The following is a 19,825-nucleotide window of genomic DNA, read 5'->3' as shown; positions in this document are numbered from 1 at the left end:
CCGGGGGTTTACGAAAGCATTTATGAGCATTGAAATCCGCAACGTCAGCAAGCAGTTCGGCGACTTCCACGCGCTGCGCGATGTGAGCCTGGACGTGTCCTCGGGCGAACTCGTCGCATTGCTCGGGCCCTCGGGCTGCGGCAAGACCACGCTGCTGCGCATCATCGCCGGCCTCGAAACCGCCGACACCGGCAGCATCCTGTTCTCCGGCGAGGACACGACCGACGTGCACGTGCGCGAGCGCCAGGTCGGCTTCGTGTTCCAGCACTACGCGCTGTTTCGCCACATGACGGTGTTCGAGAACGTCGCCTTCGGCCTGCGCGTGAAGCCGCGTGCCTCGCGGCCGAGCGAAACGCAGATCAAGGCCAAGGTGCTGGAACTGCTCAAGCTGGTGCAACTGGACTGGCTGGCCGACCGCTATCCCTCGCAGTTGTCCGGCGGCCAGCGCCAGCGCATCGCGCTCGCCCGCGCGCTGGCGGTGGAACCCAAGGTGCTGCTGCTGGACGAACCCTTCGGCGCCCTCGATGCCAAGGTGCGCAAGGAATTGCGCCGCTGGCTGCGCCGGCTGCATGACGAACTGCATGTCACCAGCATCTTCGTCACGCACGATCAGGAGGAGGCGCTCGAAGTGGCCGACCGCGTCGTGCTCATGAACAGCGGCCGCGTTGAGCAGGTCGGCTCGCCGCAGGATGTGTGGGACCACCCGGCGAGCCCCTTCGTCTATGGCTTCCTGGGCGATGTGAACCTGTTCCATGGTCGCTCGCACGATGGCGAGGTCCATGTGGAAGGCATCCGCATCGATTCGACGGACGATCGTCAGCTTCGCGACGGCAAGGCGCTCGCCTACGTGCGCCCCCACGACCTCGACGTGCAGCGCCACGCGCCGGGAGCCACGGGCATCGTCGCGACTCTGACACGCGCGATTGTTGTCGGCCCGATCGCAAGGCTGGAACTTGAACCGGTGGAATCGAATCCAGACAATCCTGGGTCCGGGACCATCATCGAGGCGCAACTCCCTGCGCAACAGTTCCGGGAGCTCGGCTTGCACGAGGGCGACAAGGTCGTCGCCACGCCGCGCAAGGCCCGTGTGTTCGTTGAAGATTGGGTTTCACCGTGATCGATTGGTATTTTGGCGCGCCTCGGCGTGCATTGGCCCTCATCTGCGCGGCATGTGTGGCCATGCTTGCGTTCGGCATGTACCTGCAGCATGTGGTGGGCCTCGAGCCGTGCCCCATGTGCGTGGTGCAGCGCTATGCGTTGATCCTCGTGGCGATCTTCACGGGACTGGGGGCGGCGAGCAGCAGGCGGGGCTGGCAGGTCTCGGCTTCGGTGCTGGGGCTGCTCATGTCCGCCGGCGGCGCCTACACCGCAGCTCGCCAGAGCTGGTTGCAGTGGCATCCGCCGGAGGTCGTGTCCTGCGGGCGCGACATCTACGGGATGATCGAGGCCTTCCCGCTGCAGCGCGCGTTGCCGATGATCTTCCGCGGCTCCGGCGATTGCTCGAAAGTCGACTGGACCTTCCTCGGCCTGTCGATCGCGAACTGGTCCTTCATCGCGTTCACCGTATTCGCACTGCTGCTGCTGGTGTTGCTGTTCCGCCGTTCGGGCGCTACGCCAGCCTACAGCGGCAGGGTGTCGAAGGCGGCGTAAGAAGTCGCCAGCCAGGTCTTCACGCGCTGGCGTTCGAGCAGCCCCAGGGCATGCACGCCTTCGCGGTCGTTCACCGCTTTCCAGAAGCTGGTGTTGCGCGCGTCGATCTTGCGCATGCTCGCGTCGTGCAGACGGGGCAGGGCGACCACGCGGGCGCCGTTCGCGATCGCCTTGCTGAGTGACTGCGATCCGAGCAGCAGGCCGAAGTCGCTGCCGCGGCCGTAGTTCTGCACCACGATGTAGTTCGGCCGGTTGCCGAAGGTGTCGACCAGGGTGCCGAGGAGGTCTGTCGAGTCCTTCCCGTCATCGAGCACATGCCAGAAGTTGACGGCCACGCCGATCTCGGCGAGCACGTCGAACAGGTCCGACTCCTTGATCCAGCGCGACAGCGGCGCGAGCGTCTGGGCCGCCAGGTCGACGATCACGCTTTGGTGGGGATTGCCTTCGAAGCCGTTCACCACGGTGTCGAGGCCCTCGAAGCTGTCCACCACCACCGGCGACGCGAAGCCTTCATAGAAGCGCGTGAACGAGCTGTGCGAGCGGTCGGTGTCGAAGCCCACGAAAGGCCGGCTGTGGTCGATGAAATACTGCGCCAGGACCCGTGCCGTGACCGATTTGCCGACGCCACCTTTTTCGCCGCCGATGAAATTGATGGAGCTCATGAGGTTCCTGGGTGAGTGGGATTGGGAAAAGTGCGGAACATTCTAGGTGGCGCATTGTTTGCGGCCTTGCAATAAGAGGGCATGGCTCAAGTTGCTCAACAAAGCGTGCAGGGATACAAATGCACATTAAGTTGAGCATACGGCCTTGACGAAGCAGCCGGCAATGACCAATATATTGGTCAGAATATCTACTTGCCTAATATATTGAGCATGACCACCCTTGCAGACATCGGCCAATGTCTTCGCCAGGCGAGAAAGGACCGGCTCATGACCGTCTCCGAGCTGGCCCTGAAGGCAGGCATTTCCAGAAACACCCTGGGCGCCCTGGAAGCGGGGCGGGGGAATGTCGAGCTGAACACTCTGCTTGCCGTGCTCCGGAACCTGGGCCTCGAACTGCAGTTCGTGCCGCAGACGGTGGCGGACCTGACCCGCGTCGGCAGCGATACCCGGGCCACCCGTCTGCAGGATGAGCTGAGCAGCCTGATGCCGAAGTCCCGCCGTCCGACCAGGCCCGCCCGATGAGCGTCGTGCGGTCATTGCGAATCCGGCTGGGAAGGACGGATGTCGGATCGCTGTTCGGGCTCGACGACGGACGCGTGTACTTCAGGTTCGACGACGCGTATGCCAAGAACCCGGCGCGCCCCGTGCTCTCGCAGCTCTATGTCGTGGCGCCCGCCACGGGAGTCGGCGCCGAACGGGCCGCGCAGGCGATCGCGGAGGCCGAGGCCGCCACGGTCGCCCAGCTCCTGGACCCGGCCCTGGACGTCAACCGCGGCGACGGCAAATTCGGCCTGCCGCCTTTCTTCCAGAACCTGCTCCCCGAGGGCCCCTTGCGCAAGCAGTTGATCGGCGACCTCGGCCTGGAGGTCGACGACGAACTGGGCTTGCTGGCGGCCTGCGGCGGCGACCTGCCGGGCGATGTCTGGGCCGATGCGGAAGCACTCGACGAGGTCGAGCTCGGCCGGCTCATCGGACAAAGCCGGGACAGCTACGAGATGAGTTCCGGACAGATCCCCACGCCGCAGCAGACCTCCATCTCGGGCGTGCAGCCCAAGATCGCCCTGGTGGCGGGCGGCGCGGGACGCTATGTGATGCGCTCCACGCAGGGAGATGGGAAGCACTTCATCGGCAAGCTCCCGACCAGCGAATTCGAAATGCTGCCCGAAGTGGAGTACAGCGCATTGACATTGGCCGCGGCTGCCGGCGTCGATACCTGCGAGTTCTCGCTGGAGCCGCTGTCCGCCATTGCCGACAGGCTGCCTTACGCGCTGCAGAAGGACGAGCGGAAATTCCTGCTGGTTTCCAGGTTCGACCGCGATGTGGAGACGCAGACCGGGCGCATGCACATGGAGGATTTCGCGCAAGTCACGGGCACGCCCTCGGAGTACAAGTACTCGGGCACCTACGCGGCCATCGGCCTCCTGCTGAAGCGGCGCTCGGCCAGGGGAGAAGCCGACGTGGCGGAGCTTCTTCGCCGCATCAAGGTGTCGGAGCTGCTGGGCAACTATGACGCCCACCTGAAGAACTTCAGCTTCGTGTATCCCCCCGGTCAGGTGAAGCCCGAACTCTCGAAGGCGTACGACATCGTCGCCTATGGCGTGTACCTGAACGGCTTCGGGCACGGCCTGCACTTCTTCCCCCAGCAGAAGACGCGAACGATGCTCGACCCCAGGACACTGCGCGGGCTGGCAAATGCGTGGGACATCCCGGAAAAGCAGCTGAGCGAGGTCGTCACAGGCTGCGTGGACCGGGCGATGCGGTCGTGGCCGGGCCTCCTGAAGACGCTGCCGCTCTCCACGGCCCATCGCGAGCGGCTGGCGGAATACATCCAGGCCAGTGCGAGTGCCGTGTCGTGGCGCAAGCGCCATCCCGATGCCGAATGGTTCGGCTAGATCGATCTATCTCGGCACCAGCGACAGAAAGGGCCCGAGGCTGCCCATCAGCCAGCCCTGGCTGAAATCCAGCGCCGCGCGTCGGTACTTCTCATCGGCCTGCGCGGCCAGCAGGTCGAGGCGGGCAACCACCTTCGAGAGTTCGCGGTCCACCAGCAGGTTGCGGCCGCGCTCGCTGAGCTCGGTCGCCAGGAGCAGAGGCTGGCCGTCGGGGCCGGTCCTGGAGCCGATCAGCCAGAGGGATATCTCGACATTGCGGGCCGCCCGGTAGCTGTTCTCGGCCGTGATGCCGTCCAGCATGTGCTGCTCCCAGGTATTGCCGTTGGCCTCTTTCAGCATCGAGGCCCATCCGATCACGAGTGCCGCGACACGGTCGCCGGTGTAAGGCCTGGGCGCGGTCTCGAAGGCCAGGCGGATGGCGTCGATGCCGGTCGCGCCGCGCAACTCGGGCAGGGGGGCGCCCTGGTTCACCGCGTCCCAGGTGCGCTGGATCGCATCGTCCGCGCTGGTGGCCCACTTGCGCCATTCGCGCGGATTGCGCCTGTACAGCGACAGCTGCACCCGCCGGATGGATTGCAGGTTGTCGCGCAGGGCGAGGTTGGCGATGCGGTTGGCGCTGGACTGGAGCCACTCCTTGCTCTCGTACGGTTCGGCACGGTTCGTGGTGCTGGTGCAGGCCGACACACCCAGCATTGCCACGCCGCCTCCCAGCAGCAGGGAGCGACGCCCGATGCCTGGGAGAACAGGGGAAACAGGGGAATCTCTCATGACTCGCACGTTATCATCCTCGCCTCGAGTGGCGGCCGGTCTTCGGGGGGCGGGCCAGTGAATTTCCCTTACAAATCAACACCTTGGCATAAAGCCGACCAGTCGTGCGTCTCAACTCCATCAAGCTTTCGGGCTTCAAGTCCTTCGCCGAACCCACCAACTTCCTGTTGCCCGGCCAGCTCGTGGGCGTGGTCGGTCCCAATGGCTGCGGCAAGTCGAACATCATGGATGCCGTGCGCTGGGTGCTCGGCGAATCGCGCGCTTCCGAGCTGCGCGGCGAGTCCATGCAGGACGTCATCTTCAACGGCACGACCACGCGCAAGCAGGCGAGCCGTTCCAGCGTGGAGCTGGTGTTCGACAACGCCGACCACCGGGCCGGCGGCCAGTGGGCCCAATTCGCCGAAATCGCGGTCCGGCGCGTGCTGACGCGCGACGGCAACTCCAGCTACTACATCAACAACCAGCCGGTGCGCCGGCGCGATGTGCAGGACGTGTTCCTCGGCACCGGCCTCGGCCCGCGCGCCTACGCCATCATCGGGCAGGGCACGATCAGCCGGATCATCGAGTCCAAGCCCGAGGAACTGCGCCTCTTCCTCGAAGAAGCCGCCGGGGTCTCGAAGTACAAGGAACGCCGGCGCGAAACAGAGAACCGCCTGGGCGACACGCGCGAGAACCTCACCCGCGTCGAAGACATCCTGCGCGAACTCAACAGCAACCTCGAGAAGCTCGAGAAGCAGGCCGAAGTCGCCGCGCGCTACAACACGCTGCAGGGCGCCGCCACGCGCAAGCAGCATCAGCTCTGGTTCCTCAAGCGCACCGAGAGCGAGGCCGACCAGGGCAAGATCAAGGCCGACGCCGAGAAGGCCATCAACGACCTCGAATCGCGCACCGCCGATCTGCGCCGCATCGAGTCCGAACTCGAAACGGTGCGCCAGGCGCACTATTCCGCGGGCGACCAGGTGAACCAGGCGCAGGGCAAGCTGTATGAAGCCAGTGCCGAGGTCGGCCGGCTCGAAGGTGAGATCCGCTTCGTGGTCGAGGGCCGCCAGCGCGTGGAACAGCGGCTGGTGCAACTGCGCGAACAGATCGGGCAGTGGAGCACACGCCGAGAGGACGCCGAGGCCGAGATCGAAACCCTGGCCGGCCAGGGCCTCAACGCCGAGGAACAGGCCGAGCTGCTGGCAGCGCAACTCGAAGAGCACGACGCCCGCATGCCCGGCCTCGAGGAAGAGCAGCAACGCGCCCAGAACGAGGCCAATGCCCAGCGCACCACGGTCTCGCAGGTTCAGCAGCAGATCCAGGTGCTCGCGGCCGACCAGCGCAACATCGAGGAGCAGAGCCGCCAGCTCACGCAGCGTGCCGAGCGCCTGCGCGCCGACCAGAACGCGCTCGCCGCGCCGGACGAATCCCGCCTGCGCGATCTGCAGGAGCAGCTGGCCGCGGCGCAGGAAGCCTCCGCCGAAGCCGAGGCGCGGCTGCATGACCTGCAGGAAGCCGTCCCCCGACTCGACGACGACCGCCGCACGCGCCAGCAGGCCGTCAACACCGAAGGCGCGCGCCAGGCGGACCTGTCCGCGCGCCTAGACGCACTTAAGGCGCTGCAGGAAAAGGTCAAGACCGATGGCAAGCTCGCGCCCTGGCTTGCCAAGCATGGCCTCGATGGCCTGCAAGGCCTGTGGAGCCGCATCCATATCGAACAGGGCTGGGAAAACGCGCTCGAAGCCGCGCTGCGCGAGCGCCTCGGCGCACTCGAAGTCAGCCGGCTCGACATGGTCCGCGCCTTCGGCGGCGATGCGCCACCGGCCAAGCTGGCTTTCTACAGTCCTCCGGCCGCCGGCGCTCCGCAGGGCCCCAGCGCGCTGCCCCGCCTGTCGGACCTCCTGCGCCTGGGCGATGCCGGCCAGCAGGCCCTGCTCGGCGAATGGTTGCACGGCTGCCTGACCGCGCCGACACTGGAGGAGGCGCTGGCGCAGCGCGACAAGCTCCAGCCGGGCGAGGCCATCTACGTCAAGAGCGGCCATGCCGTCACGCCGCACAGCGTCAGTTTCTATGCGCAGGATTCCGAGCAGGCCGGGCTGCTGGCGCGCCAGCAGGAAATGGAAAACCTGGAGCGCCAGCTGCGCGCCCAGACGCTCATCAGCGAAGAGTCGCGCACCGCGCTCGCGCGCGCCGAAGCCGCCTATGGCGACGCCGCGCAGCGCCTGGTCACGGCCCGCCGCGAAGCCGCCGAAACCCAGTCGCGCGCGCACGAACTCCAGGTCGAGACCCTGCGGCTGTCGCAGCTCGCCGAGCAGACCCGCGCGCGCAGCGAGCAGCTTTCATCGGACCTGGGCGAAGTGCTTGCGCAGCTCGACGAGTTGCAGGAAAGGCGCATCGCCGCCGAGTCCCGCTTCGAGGAACTCGACATGCAGCTGGCCGACAGCCAGGAGCGCCATGCGCAGCTCGACGAGCGCGTCATCGAAGCAGGCAGGGCGCTGAGCGCGAGCCGCGAGCAGCACCGCAGCCTGGAGCGCCAGGCCCAGGAAGCGACCTTCGCCCAGCGCACGCTCGAGGCGCGCCGCGGCGAACTCAATCGCGCGATCGAAACGGCCACGCAGCAGACCGTGACGCTGGCGGAGGAAGAAGAGCGGGCCAGGGCCGAACTCGGCCGCCTGTCCGATGCGGCGGCGCAGGCCGGGCTGCAGGATGCGCTCGCGCTCAAGCTCGAACGCGAAAGCGCGCTCGGCGCCGCGCGCAGCCAGTACGACGACCTCACGCTGAAGCTGCGCGCAAGCGACGAGCGCCGGCTCCAGCTCGAACGAGAACTCGACCCCCTGCGCCAGCGCATCACCGAATTCCAGCTCAAGGAGCAGGCCGCGCGGCTCGGCTTCGAGCAATACCAGCAACTGCTGACCGATGCCGAGGCGGACCTCGAAGCCGTCGCGCTGTCCATCGAGACCGACAAGGTCCGCCTCACCGGCCTGCAGAGCGAGATCGACCGCCTGAATCGCGAGGTGGCCTCGCTGGGCGCGGTCAACCTCGCCGCGCTCGACGAACTCGCCGTCGCCAGCGAACGCAAGACCTTCCTCGATTCGCAGTCCGCCGACCTCAACGAGGCCATCGGCACGCTGGAAGACGCGATCCGCAAGATCGACGCCGAGACACGCGAGCTCCTGGGCGGCACCTTCAAGATCGTCAACGAGCACTTCAGCCGCATGTTCCCCGAGCTCTTCGGCGGGGGCAATGCCAGGCTCATGATGACCGGCGACGAGATCCTCGACTCGGGCGTGCAGGTGATGGCGCAGCCGCCCGGTAAGAAGAACCAGACCATCCACCTGCTCTCGGGCGGCGAGAAGGCGCTGACGGCCATCGCGCTCGTGTTCGCCATCTTCCAGCTCAACCCCGCGCCTTTCTGCCTGCTCGACGAGGTGGATGCGCCGCTGGACGACGCCAACACCGAGCGCTATGCCAAACTCGTGACCGCCATGAGCCGCGAAACCCAGTTCCTCTTCATCAGCCACAACAAGATCGCGATGGAAATGGCCGAACAACTCATCGGAGTGACCATGCAGGAGCAGGGCGTCTCGCGCATCGTGGCGGTCGACATGGAAGCCGCCGTATCGATGGTCGAGGCCGCATGAGCAGCCTGAGCGTCGCACTGGCCATCCTCGGCGGCCTCGTTCTCGCGGCCGTGGTCGGCTACAACACATGGATGTCGCGCCGCAATGCGCCGCGACAGCCCGATGCCCCGGACGGCGCATCGCCCTCGGCCCCCGAAGCGCAGCAGGCGCAGGCGCGGCGCGAGGGCCAGGAAGAGCCGGTGCTGCACATCGACCCTCATCCCTCGCCTGGCAACGAGCGGCACGAGCCGCTGTTCGACCCCGACCTGCCGCCACCGACCGCGCAGCCGACCTCCACGGCCGACCGGCGCGGAGGGCTCGACCCCCTGATCGACGTGATCGCGCCCATCTCGCTCGACGGCGTGGCCTCGGGCGACGCGGCCATCGCGGCCATGCCCGCGACGCGGCGCGCCGGGAGCAAGCCGGTTGCCATCGAGGGCCTCAATGCCCACACGGGCGCGTGGGAGCCGGCCTTGCCGGGCCAGCGCTATGGCGCTTTCCAGGTCGGCGTGCAACTGGCCAACCGGACCGGCGCGCTCAACGAGATCGAATACTCCGAGTTCGTCGTCAAGGCGCAGGCCTTCGCCGATGCGCTCAACGGCGCGCCCGAGTTTCCGGAAATGCTCGACGAAGTGGCGCGCGCGCGCGAACTCGACCAGTTCGCGAGCGCGCATGACGCGCAGCTCGGCTTCGTCCTGCGCGCGCGGCATGCCGCCTGGAGTCCGGGCTACGTGCAGCAGAACGCCGCGCGGCTGGGTTTCGTGGCCGGCATGATTCCGGGGCGCATGGTGCTGCCCGCGAGCGAGGCGGGGCTGCCGCCGATCCTGGGACTGTCCTTCGACACCCAGGCCGCGCTGGCCGACGACCCGGCGCAATCGGCCATCCGCGAACTCACGCTGAGCCTCGACGTTCCGCAGGTCGATCGGGCCGAGCGGCCCTTCGAGCGCATGCGCGAAGCCGCCGCCACCCTGGCGCGCGAGATGGACGGCGTCGTCACCGACGGCGACGGCCAGTTGCTGCGCGAGGACACCATGGACATCATCGGTGCCGACCTCGAACAGCTCTACGACACGCTCGATTCACGCGACCTCTCCGCCGGCTCGCCGCTGGCACGACGTCTCTTCAGCTAACCCTGTCTTTCCGGGAGACCCGCATGACGACGCGTGAAGACGCCGCTCGCGAAGCCGCCGCACTGAGCGAGCAACTGCGCCGCCACGCCCATCTCTACTACGTGCTGGACGCCCCGGAGCTGCCGGACGCGGAATACGACAGGCTGTTCCAGCGGCTGCAGGCGATCGAAGCCGAGTATCCGGATCTGCGCACGCCCGATTCGCCCACCCTGCGCGTGGGCGGCAAGGTGCTCGAAGGCTTCACCAAGGTGCGCCACAAGGTGCCGATGCTGTCGATCCGCACCGAGACCGACATCAGCCCGGCGGGCGCCAGCGCCTTCGATGCGCGCGTGCGCAAGGAACTCGGGCTGGCCGAGGATGCGCCGCAGGTCGAATACGTCTGCGAACTCAAGTTCGACGGCCTGGCGGTCAACCTGCGCTATGAGCATGGCGTGCTGGTGCAGGCCGCGACCCGTGGGGACGGCGAGGTCGGCGAAGAGATCACGCAGAACATCCGCACGGTGCAGCAGATTCCCTTGCGGCTGCGCGGCGAGGGATCGGCGCTGCCGCCGGTCGTGGAGGTGCGCGGCGAGGTTTACATGCGGCGCGACGATTTCGAGGCCCTCAACGCACGGCAGCGCGAGAAGATCGCGGCCGGCCAGAAGAACGAGAAGGTGTTCGTCAATCCGCGCAACGCCGCCGCGGGCGCGGTTCGCCAGCTCGACCCCGCCATCGCGGCGTCCCGTCCGCTGAGCTTCTTCGCCTATGGCCTGGGTGAGGTCACGCCGCCGGAGCAGGGCGGGCCCGACTGGCCGACGCAGTACGACTGGCTGCGCCAGTTCGATGCCTGGGGTTTTCCTGTCGCCATGCAGACGACACGCGCCCGTGGCGCGATCGAGCTGATCGCCTTCCACGAAACCATCGGCCGCCAGCGCGACGCCTTGCCCTACGACATCGATGGCGTGGTCTACAAGGTCGACAGGCTCGATCTCCAGCGCCAGCTCGGCTTCGTTTCGCGCGAGCCTCGATGGGCCGTGGCGCACAAGTACCCGGCGCAGGAGCAACTGACCGAGGTGCTGGGCATCGAGGTGCAGGTCGGCCGCACAGGCAAGCTCACACCCGTCGCCAAGCTCGCGCCGGTGTTCGTGGGCGGCGTCACGGTGACGAACGCGACGCTCCACAACGAGGACGAAGCCCGCCGCAAGGACGTGCGCGTGGGTGACACCGTGATCGTGCGGCGTGCGGGCGACGTCATCCCCGAGGTGGTCGGCGTGCTGCCCGAAAGCGCCGCCAGGCCGGAGGACCAGCGCGGCCCGGTCTTCACCATGCCGCGCAAGTGCCCGGTCTGCGGATCCGACGCGCTGCGCGAGGAAGGCGAGGTCGACTACCGCTGCACGGGCGGCCTCTTCTGCGGCGCGCAACGCAAGGAGGCGATCCTGCATTTCGCGGCGCGCCGCGCGCTCGACATCGAGGGCCTGGGCGACAAGCTGGTCGAGCAGCTGGTCGACACCCACCTGATCCGCACGTTGCCCGATCTCTACAGGCTGGGCTTCGCGACGCTGGCGGGGCTGGACCGCATGGCCGACAAGTCGGCGAAGAACATCGTCGACGCCCTGGAGGCATCGAAGAAGACGACCCTGCCGCGCTTCCTTTTCGGGCTCGGCATCCGGCACGTCGGCGAGAGCACCGCCAAGGACCTGGCCAAGCACTTCGGCAAGCTCGACGCCATCATGGAGGCGACCGAGGAACAGCTCCTGGAGGTCAACGACGTCGGCCCCGTGGTCGCGAAGAGCCTGCGCACCTTCTTCGACCAGCCCCACAACCGCGAGGTCGTCGAGCAGTTGCGCGCCTGCGGCGTGCACTGGGATGAGGGCGAGCCCGCCGCCCGCGCGCCCAGGCCCTTGGCGGGCAAGACCTTCGTGATCACCGGTACTCTTCCTACGCTCAGCCGTGATGAAGCAAAGGACAAACTGGAAGCAGCCGGTGCGAAGGTGGCTGGCTCGGTGAGCAAGAAGACCGACTTCCTGGTGGCTGGCGAAGAAGCGGGCAGCAAGCTCGAGAAGGCGCGAGATCTGGGCGTGGCGGTGATCGACGAAGCCGAGATGCTGTCGATCCTGGACAAGGGCATCTGACTTTCCGAGGCCGGCCGGGTCTGTCTTTACCCAGCGTTACCGGGGCTTCACACGCGCCCGGTCAACAGGGCCTACAACCGGGCGTTGAACTACACATACTGCCCAGGAGTCTCATCATCATGAACAGAATCCGCTTGCTCGGAATGTGCGCCGCACTCGGCGGTATTGCCGTCCTCGGCGGCTGCGTTGCTTACCCCGTGGGCCCGGCCTATGACGGTGGCGCGGTGTATTCCGATCCTTACTACGTGAATCCGGGGCCTGTCTACGCAGCGCCTCCTTCGGTGTACATCGAGGGTGGCTACGGCGGCGGCTATTACGGGCCTCGCTACTACAACCGCCCGGGCTACTACGGCCGACCCGACTACGACGGCCGGCGTGGCTACGAGGGTCCGCGGCCCGGCGATCGGGCGAGGCGCCCCGGCACCGGCGTCCCTCCGGTCGCGCGCGGCGCGGAGCCACCGGGAGGCGGCATCGCGCCCGAGGCGATCATGCAACCCCGCGGTACGCGCGCGATCCCGCCTCCGCGCGCCCCGCGCCCGGACCCCGGCCAAGGTCCAGGGCAGCAGGGCGGCGGTGGCGGTGGCGGTGGCGAGCCACCGCCGGCCATCATGCGGCCCCGCTGACGCGCCCGCGGCGCCGCCGATTGGCGCTCATCGCGATAATGGCTTCATGGCCATTCGCGAAATCCTCAAGATGGGTGACCCCCGGCTGCTGCGCATCGCGCAGCCCGTCACCGCTTTCGACACCGATGAACTGCACCTGCTGGTGCGCGACATGTTCGAAACCATGCACGCGGTCAACGGTGCCGGTCTTGCGGCGCCGCAGATCGGCGTCGACCAGCAGCTCGTCATCTTCGGCACCGACGGCGTCAACCCGCGCTACCCGGACGCTCCGATCGTGCCGCGCACGGTACTCCTCAACCCCGTCATCACGCCGATCGGGGACGAGGAGGAAGAGGGTTGGGAAGGCTGTCTGTCGGTGCCGGGCCTGCGTGGTGTGGTGCCGCGCTTCGCCAACATCCGCTACACCGGCTTCGACCCCTACGGCGATCCCATCGACCGCACCGTGAGCGGCTTCCATGCGCGGGTGGTGCAGCACGAGGTGGATCATCTGCTCGGCAAGCTCTATCCGATGCGTGTGCGCGATTTCTCGCGCTTCGGCTATACCGAGGTCCTCTTCCCGGGCCTCGATGCCGCCGAAGACGAGTGAGGCCTTCCAGGTGGCTCAGTTGGACCGGCCGCCCGTTCCTCCCACGCTGAAGCGGCCGGCGCCGAGCAAGGCCACCGCCAGGGCACCGAACAGGTACATCCCTTGCAGTTCCAGCGCCCAGCCGCCGCTCCTGCCCATCGCGCCCAGGTCCCTCATGTGCACCAGCCAGATCGCGACCAGCATGTCGATGACGACAATCCATGCCGCCGGCCGCGTATAGAGCCCGATGATGATCAAGACCGGCGCCACGATCTCACCGACATAGACCAGGTAGCCCAGGATTCTGGGCAAGTCGTGCGCGGCCAGCATGTTCGTGATGAAGCCGATGCCGGAGCTGACTTTGGAAATGCCATGAAGCAGGATGAGGACGCCAAGCGCCAGGCGCAGAACGAGTTTGCCTGTGTCGTCGGAACGGATCATGTTGGAAGGGCCCTTTGATGAAGAAACACGCGCGATTGTGGTCGATCCGCGAGAGATCCCGCGGAATCTGCTGGCGGTGCATGCGTCTTCGGCAGAGCTTCGGCCACAACCGTAAACTGCCGGCTGTTTTGTTCTTTGAGGATTCCAAATGAGCACACCTTTCCGCGCGGCCCTCGCCACCCTTGTCCCGGCTCTTGCGGCGACCCTGGCACTGAGCGCCGCCCCGGCCTACGCGGGCAAGACGCTCGACGCCGTCAAGCAGCGCGGCACAGTCAAGTGCGGGGTGACGAACGGCGTGGCCGGCTTCTCCGCGCCCGACACGCAAGGCAACTGGTCGGGCCTGGACGTCGACACGTGCCGCGCGATCGCCGCGGCCGTCCTCGGCGACGGGAAGAAGGTGGACTTCGTGCCGCTCAATTCGCAGCAGCGCTTCTCGGCGCTGCAGGCGGGCGAGGTCGACATCCTCGCGCGCAATACCACCTGGACGCTCACGCGCGACGTTTCGCTCGGCTTCAACTTCACCACCATCACGTACTACGACGGCCAGGGATTCCTGGTGCCGAAGAAGATCAAGGTGACCAGCGCCAAGCAGCTCAAGAATGCCACCATCTGCACGCAGTCGGGCACTACCAACGAGAAGAACGTCTCGGACTGGTTCAAGGCACAGAACATTCCCATCAAGACGGTCGTCTTCGAGAGTTTCGAAGCGTCCTTCAAGGCCTTCTTCGCCGGCCGCTGCCAGGCCTTCACCACGGATGCATCGGCGCTGGCCGGCCTGCGCAACAAGGAAGCGCCGAACGCCGACGACTACGTCATCCTGCCCGAACTCATCTCCAAGGAGCCGCTCGCACCACTGGTGCGGCGCGGCGACGACGAGTGGTTCGCCATCGCCAAGTGGGTGCCGAACGCGCTCATCGAGGCCGAGGAATACGGCATCACGCAGGCCAATGTCGACGCGCTCAAGGCCGACAGCAAGGACCCGTCCGTGCAGCGCATCCTCGGCAGCGGCGAGGACCTGGGCAAGCTCCTGGGCCTCGACAAGGACTGGGCCTATCGCGCCGTCAAGGCGGTGGGCAACTACGGTGAGATCTTCGAGCGCAACGTCGGGCCGAAGTCCGTGCTCAAGTTGCCGCGCGGCGCCAACAACCTCTGGAGCAAGGGCGGCCTGATCTACGCACCGCCGGTGCGATGAGTCCACCCGGCCGGGGCGGGAGCCGCGGCATCTGGCTGGGCTGGGCCGTGCAGGCGCTGCTGATCGCGGCGCTGCTGGCCGGCGGCGCATGGCTCGTGCTGCACGCGCTCGATGTGCTGCGCGCCCGGGGGGTGCGTTCCGGTTTCGACTTCCTGCTGCAGCCGGCCGGCTTCGGCATCGGCGAGGGGTGGCTCGATTTCGATGCGGGCCAGCCCTTCTGGCGCGCCTTTCTTGCGGGCCTGATCAACACCGTTCGCGCCGCGATTCCCGCGGCCGTGCTGGCGGTCGTGCTGGGCACGCTGATCGGCATCGGCCGGCTCGCGCCGCATGTGCTGGTGCGGGGTATCTGCACGGCCTATGTGGAGACGGTGCGCAACGTGCCGCTGCTGGTGCAACTGCTGATGCTCTACTTCGCCCTCACGCAGTTGCTGCCCGATTCCACCGAGGCGATGCAGATCGTGCCGGGCGTGTGGCTCAGCAAGGACGGCCTCTCGATGCCCTGGCCGGTGCGCGACGAGGGGGCCTTCTGGCCGACGCACCTCGACTGGCCCGAGCGCGGGGGCTTCAACGTGAGCGGCGGCGCCGCCTTGAGCCCGGAATACCTCTCGGTGGTGCTGGCGCTGGCGCTCTACACCGCCGCATTCGTGGCCGAGATCGTGCGTGCCGGCATCGCCTCGGTGTCGCAGGGCCAGAAGCTGGCGGCGCAGGCGCTCGGGCTGTCGCCGGCGCAGCAACTGCGTATCGTCGTCATGCCGCAGGCCCTGCGGGTCATCGTGCCGGCGCTCACCAACCAGTTGCTGAGCCTCACCAAGAACTCATCGCTCGCCGTGGCCGTGGGCTACCCCGAGCTGGTTTCCATCGCCAACACCTCGCTGAATTCGACCGGCCGCGCCTTCGAGTGCATCGCGGTGATCATGGCCGTCTACCTCGCGCTCTCGCTGCTCATCTCCGGCGCGATGAACCGCTACAACGCGCGCGTCGCTCTCAGGGGCTGGCGGTGATCGGCGGCCCCCGCTCGCCGGTCGACTGGCGCAAGGAGCTGTGGGGCTCGCCGCTGCGCGCGCTGTTCACGCTGGCGGTGACACTGGTCATCGCGTGGGCGGGGTTTCATGCCTTCGACTGGGCGGTGCTGCATGCGGTGTTTCGCCCCGATGCCGAAGCCTGCCGCGCGGTCAGGCATGGCGCGTGCTGGGGCGTGATTGCCGAGAAGTGGCGGCCCATTCTGTTCGGCCGCTATCCCTACGAGGACCAGTGGCGCCCCGCCATCGCGGTCACTGTGCTGTCGCTGGCCACCATGCTCAGCGCCTGGCCACGCAGCTGGCGATGGTGGCTGCTGCCGCTGTGGGGCGTGGTGCTGATGCTGTTCGCCGTGCTCATGCGCGGGGGCCTTCTCGGGCTGGCCTATGTCCCCACCAGCCGCTGGGGTGGCGTGCCGCTCACCATCGGGCTTGCGGTGGTCGGGCTGGCGCTTGCGTTTCCGCTGGCCCTGTTGCTCGCGCTGGGGCGCCGCGCGCGGTGGCCGGTGGTGCGCACGCTCAGCGCCACCTACATCGAACTGGTGCGCGGCGTGCCGCTCATCTCCGTGTTGTTCATGGCATCGTTTCTGCTGCCGCTGCTGTGGCCGGCGGGTTGGCAACCCGACGTGCTGGTGCGCGTGCTCGCCGGGTTGTCGCTGTTCGTCGCGGCCTACCTGGCGGAGATCATCCGTGGCGGGCTGCAAGCCGTGCCGCGCGGGCAGACCGAGGTGGCGATGGCGCTGGGCTTCGGTCGCTGGCCGGTGCAGCGCGACATCGTGCTGCCCCAGGCACTGCGCCTGGTGGTGCCCGCGCTGACCAACAGCGTCGTCGGCACCTTGAAGGACACCTCGCTCGTGACAGTGGTCGGCTTGTTCGAGCTGACCGGCGCGCTCGGGCTGGCCCTGGGCGGCGACCCGACCTGGCGGCCCTTCTACCTCGAGGGCTATTTGTTCATCGCGGGGGTGTACTGGGTGCTGTGCTTCGGGCTGTCGCGATACAGCGTCTGGCTGGAGCGGAGGCTGGGGGCAGGGTGACGACTGTTCTGGGTGTTGGGGTCCGGCTCGACAATGTCGCCGGTCAGGACGGCCAGCGCCCCTGAGGCATCCGCGCGAACAGCCTCCACCGCGACGGGGCTCGCACACCACGACAAAGTGCGAGATTCGCCGGACCACCTGAAAGTAGCCGCCACCGTGCCGCCGCTTTCGGAGGGGTAGTACACCGCGATGTCCCCATCCACATTGTTTGCGCACAGGAAACCAGCGCCAGCTCGAAGAAAGGCTCCGTCTGAACCAACCAAGTGCGGCCAATCTGCGCCGAGCTCATCAAAGACCCCCGTTGCCGCATCAAAGACTTGATAGCCAATGCGTCGTGGCGTCTCTGGTGTCAGGAAGAAGATAAGAATGGCACCATTGTTTTCGACGGCGGCGGGGTGCTCCGCGCCAATCACTTCTTGATCGCCTAAAGGCAACCACTGGTTATTGATGAACCTGAAAGCAGAGATGGTGATGAAGTCCGGACTGATGGAGAAAAGGTAAAGTCCAAATGGAGTGGCAACAGCCAGCGGCTTGAAATTGGTCTCAGGTATCCAGGAACCGACATAGTTTCCGGGTTGCCAACTCCATGGTGTTGTCGACGTATCGAGATAACGATAGTTCACGTCATTGGAGTCATTGGCCTGATAGAAGACATAGACTCTGTCGTCATAGACGACAGCACTGGGCGGCCCGTACCCTCCGGCTGCTTCAATCGTGTGTTTTTCCACTACGCTGAATTCGCTTTGTATGCGCAGGGCCCTCAGGGAGCGGTCGGCTCGCGAGAAGAATATGAAAGTTGAATTTCTCCAGTTCAGCAGGGCATACGGACTTGCATTGGTGTTGGTTTCGCCGGGGATCGGCATCGCAGGGCGCAGCGGCGTCGCCTTTTCCGGCAGTATCGACGCATAGTTCAGACTCGGTGGCATGTCTGGCTTGGGCTGGTGGTAGGAACACACCTGAACAGGTCTGAGCGTCGCGCCCCTTCTCCGATAGCGTGATGGCGTGGCATAGCCAGCCCTGACATTCGGTGGCAGGTCGCCGGCCCTGTTCATGCCGAAGATGACCGCCAATGCGGCGTTCATGCCGGCCGTCAGCGCACCTTCCACCCATCCGCCCAGGAATGAACAGCCTTCGCCGGCAAGGTAGAAACCTGAGCTTGCGGAGGTCTGATCGGGACCATGACGGTACGCGGCATAGGAGGTGTCCATGCACATCTGGTGCTGAAACGCCAGTCGCGTCAGCTTCTGATGATCCCCCGGGCCTTGCAATGTCGCACCCGAGTGCGCCAGCGGTACCAGTTCCCACGCCAGTGCGCTCATCAGCGACGAGTCCGTGTTTTCGCGCAGCCGCGCGGCGAGTCGAAACGGCGTTGAGCGATTCGAGGGGCTGGCATAGCCATCGAAGGACTTGGCGTAGAACTCGTTCTCCGCGATGCCGGGCCTGGACGGCGAGGCGTAGGGAATCTGATTCCTGATGTAGAGCTTCGCCGCATGCAGCTTGCTGGCATCCGTGCCCCACGCCTCGCTGATCTTGGCGAGCGCGAAGGGACTGTCGGGAAACGGGTCCAGGATCACGGTGGTCCGGGCCAGCGTATCGGAGACAAGCACCTTGACGGGCTCTGAGCGGACCGTGGGCCAGTCGGGATCCAAGGGAGTCGTTTGGCCAGGCGCGACGTACCACGGCTTGCGAATCACCGAGTAGAACAGCGAAGCCGGGCACTCTTGAGCTTCACCCATCGCCTGCACGATATCCTGCAGTTCGGCCGACAGGCGGGGCACCATGTCCGGGCTTGTTTCGAATACGCCCTGATGGACGCCGTCGCTTGTGGCCGGCGTCGGTCGATCGAGATTGAGCCGCGTCTGGAAAGCACGCGGGCTCGTGGCGACCACCACGTGGGGGCTGAAGAGGACGGTGACCGCTCCGTCGACATCCATCGCCTCGACTTCGTAGAGGCGGCTGGATCGATCCCAGAGCACACTGGTGGCCGTGGTGTTCTCCCGGAAGTCCAACGTTCCCCACTGTTCGGATTCATGACCGATGACATTGGCCTTGTCGCACGCCAGGCGCAGCAGCCCGGCGACGCCCGAGACGGTCAGGCCCGGCGGCGGTGTCATCAGTGCGCCCGGAGCCCAGAGATTGAGACGCAAGGTGGTCAGGAAGCCAAGAGGCAGCATGGCGGCGAATCCGCCTGTGCCGTAACCGACCGCGGCGAAGATGCGCACCTGGTCCGGGCTCAGGCAGAGGCCGCCTTGCTCCGTCGGCGCGCGCAGTACTTCTTCCAGGGACTGGTTGTCATAGCGATCGATCATCGTCGACCAGAAGAAGGCGACCCGATCGAGATCTTGGGGTGTCACGTTGTCCGTCTGCTTGAGAATCCGTTGGACGTCCTCGAAGCTGGTCTTCAAGCCGCGACCATCGGTGACGGCGAGATCCCTGAAGAACTGTCCCAGTCGATCTCGCAGGAAATCGGAGAATCCGGGAGGCGGTTGCCCATTGAAGGTCTCGAGCCTGCCGTCACACAGGATGGCGGTGGGCACGATGCCGGCGACGGGACACGGCCCGATGTTCGGGTCGCGATCGCCGAGGGGCAGGAATTCCGGCTTGAGCATCTGGTAGAGATGCTTCAAGTAGTACCAGAACAGCTTCGATCCGACCGGGAAGCCCGCCGCGCCCATCTCGCAGGTGAACTGGCGCTCGGTGTTCGAGGGGTCCTGCAGGTGGCGCGTATAGGCTCGGCCGAAGGAGCCTGTGGTGCTCACTTCATCGCAGCGCTGGCTGCCGTCGAGCACAGTGACATTGATCCCGCAACGAATCAGTTCCCAGGCCGTGGCAAGGCCGGAGAAGCCGCCGCCGATCACCAGGACGTTCTTGCCGGCCAGCTGTGTGCGGTCCGTGACGAGGCAGTGCCGCGGTGAGCTCAGCGCCCAGTTGGCCCAGGTCGGGTGATCGTGATCCAGCGTGTCCGGGCATCTTGCCGTGCCGGTGGCGAGCGCGCTGAGCCTTTGATGGGGGGGCGGGGTACCGTAAGAGAAGGGCGGGGGGCAATATGGCATCGGATGTCCTTTGGAGTCGGCGGCAGTTTGAGCGCTGACGTGACATCGCGGTACTACCAATATTGGTAGTGGCAAGAGCCCAGGAAATT

General features: G+C 66.5%; 16 protein-coding genes. 12 read left to right on the top strand and 4 right to left on the bottom strand.

The features are described 5' to 3' along the window. Nucleotides 1-22 precede the first annotated feature (22 nt). Together AC1DNF_RS22530 and AC1DNF_RS22525 are read left to right on the top strand one after the other, a co-directional pair. The gene (locus AC1DNF_RS22530; protein ID WP_478150855.1) at nucleotides 23-1,117 is read left to right on the top strand and encodes a sulfate/molybdate ABC transporter ATP-binding protein; all 1,095 of its coding nucleotides are present in this window, start codon (nucleotides 23-25) and stop codon (nucleotides 1,115-1,117) included. Continuing rightward, nucleotides 1,114-1,650, top strand: coding sequence for a disulfide bond formation protein B (locus AC1DNF_RS22525; RefSeq protein ID WP_478150854.1), 537 nt, complete (start codon nucleotides 1,114-1,116; stop codon nucleotides 1,648-1,650). Before AC1DNF_RS22530 ends, AC1DNF_RS22525 begins: the two co-directional genes overlap by 4 nt. Here AC1DNF_RS22525 and AC1DNF_RS22520 read toward each other — a convergent pair. Next, complete coding sequence (locus AC1DNF_RS22520; protein WP_478150853.1) at nucleotides 1,620-2,312, bottom strand: P-loop NTPase family protein; 693 nt, start codon at nucleotides 2,310-2,312, stop codon at nucleotides 1,620-1,622. The genes AC1DNF_RS22525 and AC1DNF_RS22520 overlap by 31 nt on opposite strands. Nucleotides 2,313-2,522: 210 nt before the next feature. Here AC1DNF_RS22520 and AC1DNF_RS22515 point away from each other — a divergent pair, with 210 nt between their 5' ends. Continuing rightward, entirely contained in the window at nucleotides 2,523-2,834 is a 312-nt protein-coding gene (locus tag AC1DNF_RS22515; protein WP_478150852.1) for a helix-turn-helix domain-containing protein, read from the top strand. Further along, nucleotides 2,831-4,204, top strand: coding sequence for a type II toxin-antitoxin system HipA family toxin (locus tag AC1DNF_RS22510; protein WP_478150851.1), 1,374 nt, complete (start codon nucleotides 2,831-2,833; stop codon nucleotides 4,202-4,204). Before AC1DNF_RS22515 ends, AC1DNF_RS22510 begins: the two co-directional genes overlap by 4 nt. A 6-nt stretch (nucleotides 4,205-4,210) precedes the next feature. Here the strand turns inward: AC1DNF_RS22510 and AC1DNF_RS22505 are convergent, their stop codons facing one another. Further along, nucleotides 4,211-4,972: a hypothetical protein gene (locus tag AC1DNF_RS22505; RefSeq protein ID WP_478150850.1), complete on the bottom strand. Its 762-nt coding sequence runs from the start codon at nucleotides 4,970-4,972 to the stop codon at nucleotides 4,211-4,213. A gap of 104 nt (nucleotides 4,973-5,076) precedes the next feature. Between AC1DNF_RS22505 and smc the strand changes: the two genes are divergently transcribed. The 5 genes from smc (at nucleotide 5,077) to def (ending at nucleotide 13,021) form a co-directional block, all read left to right on the top strand. Beyond that, nucleotides 5,077-8,592 carry a chromosome segregation protein SMC gene (smc, locus tag AC1DNF_RS22500; RefSeq protein ID WP_478150849.1) on the top strand — a complete coding sequence of 1,172 codons (3,516 nt, stop codon included), beginning with the start codon at nucleotides 5,077-5,079 and terminating at the stop codon, nucleotides 8,590-8,592. Next, the gene (locus AC1DNF_RS22495) at nucleotides 8,589-9,701 is read left to right on the top strand and encodes a cell division protein ZipA C-terminal FtsZ-binding domain-containing protein (RefSeq protein WP_478150848.1); all 1,113 of its coding nucleotides are present in this window, start codon (nucleotides 8,589-8,591) and stop codon (nucleotides 9,699-9,701) included. Before smc ends, AC1DNF_RS22495 begins: the two co-directional genes overlap by 4 nt. 23 nt (nucleotides 9,702-9,724) lie before the next feature. Further along, nucleotides 9,725-11,812, top strand: coding sequence for an NAD-dependent DNA ligase LigA (gene ligA / locus AC1DNF_RS22490; RefSeq protein WP_478150847.1), 2,088 nt, complete (start codon nucleotides 9,725-9,727; stop codon nucleotides 11,810-11,812). Between the two features lie 119 nt (nucleotides 11,813-11,931). Beyond that, entirely contained in the window at nucleotides 11,932-12,435 is a 504-nt protein-coding gene (locus AC1DNF_RS22485) for a hypothetical protein (RefSeq protein ID WP_478150846.1), read from the top strand. Nucleotides 12,436-12,481: 46 nt separating this feature from the next. Beyond that, nucleotides 12,482-13,021: a peptide deformylase gene (def, locus tag AC1DNF_RS22480; RefSeq protein ID WP_478150845.1), complete on the top strand. Its 540-nt coding sequence runs from the start codon at nucleotides 12,482-12,484 to the stop codon at nucleotides 13,019-13,021. 15 nt (nucleotides 13,022-13,036) lie between these two features. Here def and AC1DNF_RS22475 read toward each other — a convergent pair whose 3' ends face one another. After that, nucleotides 13,037-13,441 (bottom strand): DoxX family protein, encoded by a 405-nt coding sequence (locus AC1DNF_RS22475; protein WP_478150844.1) that lies wholly within the window; start codon nucleotides 13,439-13,441, stop codon nucleotides 13,037-13,039. A 148-nt stretch (nucleotides 13,442-13,589) separates the two neighbouring features. Here AC1DNF_RS22475 and AC1DNF_RS22470 point away from each other — a divergent pair, with 148 nt between their 5' ends. From AC1DNF_RS22470 to AC1DNF_RS22460, 3 genes are read left to right on the top strand one after another with little or no spacing between them, the layout of a single operon-like run. Continuing rightward, complete coding sequence (locus AC1DNF_RS22470) at nucleotides 13,590-14,633, top strand: amino acid ABC transporter substrate-binding protein (RefSeq protein WP_478150843.1); 1,044 nt, start codon at nucleotides 13,590-13,592, stop codon at nucleotides 14,631-14,633. Then, entirely contained in the window at nucleotides 14,630-15,634 is a 1,005-nt protein-coding gene (locus AC1DNF_RS22465) for an amino acid ABC transporter permease (RefSeq protein ID WP_478150842.1), read from the top strand. Before AC1DNF_RS22470 ends, AC1DNF_RS22465 begins: the two co-directional genes overlap by 4 nt. Continuing rightward, complete coding sequence (locus AC1DNF_RS22460) at nucleotides 15,634-16,683, top strand: amino acid ABC transporter permease (RefSeq protein ID WP_478150891.1); 1,050 nt, start codon at nucleotides 15,634-15,636, stop codon at nucleotides 16,681-16,683. Before AC1DNF_RS22465 ends, AC1DNF_RS22460 begins: the two co-directional genes overlap by 1 nt. Here AC1DNF_RS22460 and AC1DNF_RS22455 read toward each other — a convergent pair. Then, complete coding sequence (locus AC1DNF_RS22455; RefSeq protein WP_478150841.1) at nucleotides 16,593-19,736, bottom strand: FAD-dependent oxidoreductase; 3,144 nt, start codon at nucleotides 19,734-19,736, stop codon at nucleotides 16,593-16,595. The genes AC1DNF_RS22460 and AC1DNF_RS22455 overlap by 91 nt on opposite strands. Nucleotides 19,737-19,825: the final 89 nt, after the last annotated feature.

Source organism: Variovorax sp. 01T432 (assembly GCF_056398605.1).
Note: the sequence above shows the minus strand (reverse complement) of the source record. Positions and strands in the feature narration are given on the sequence as shown.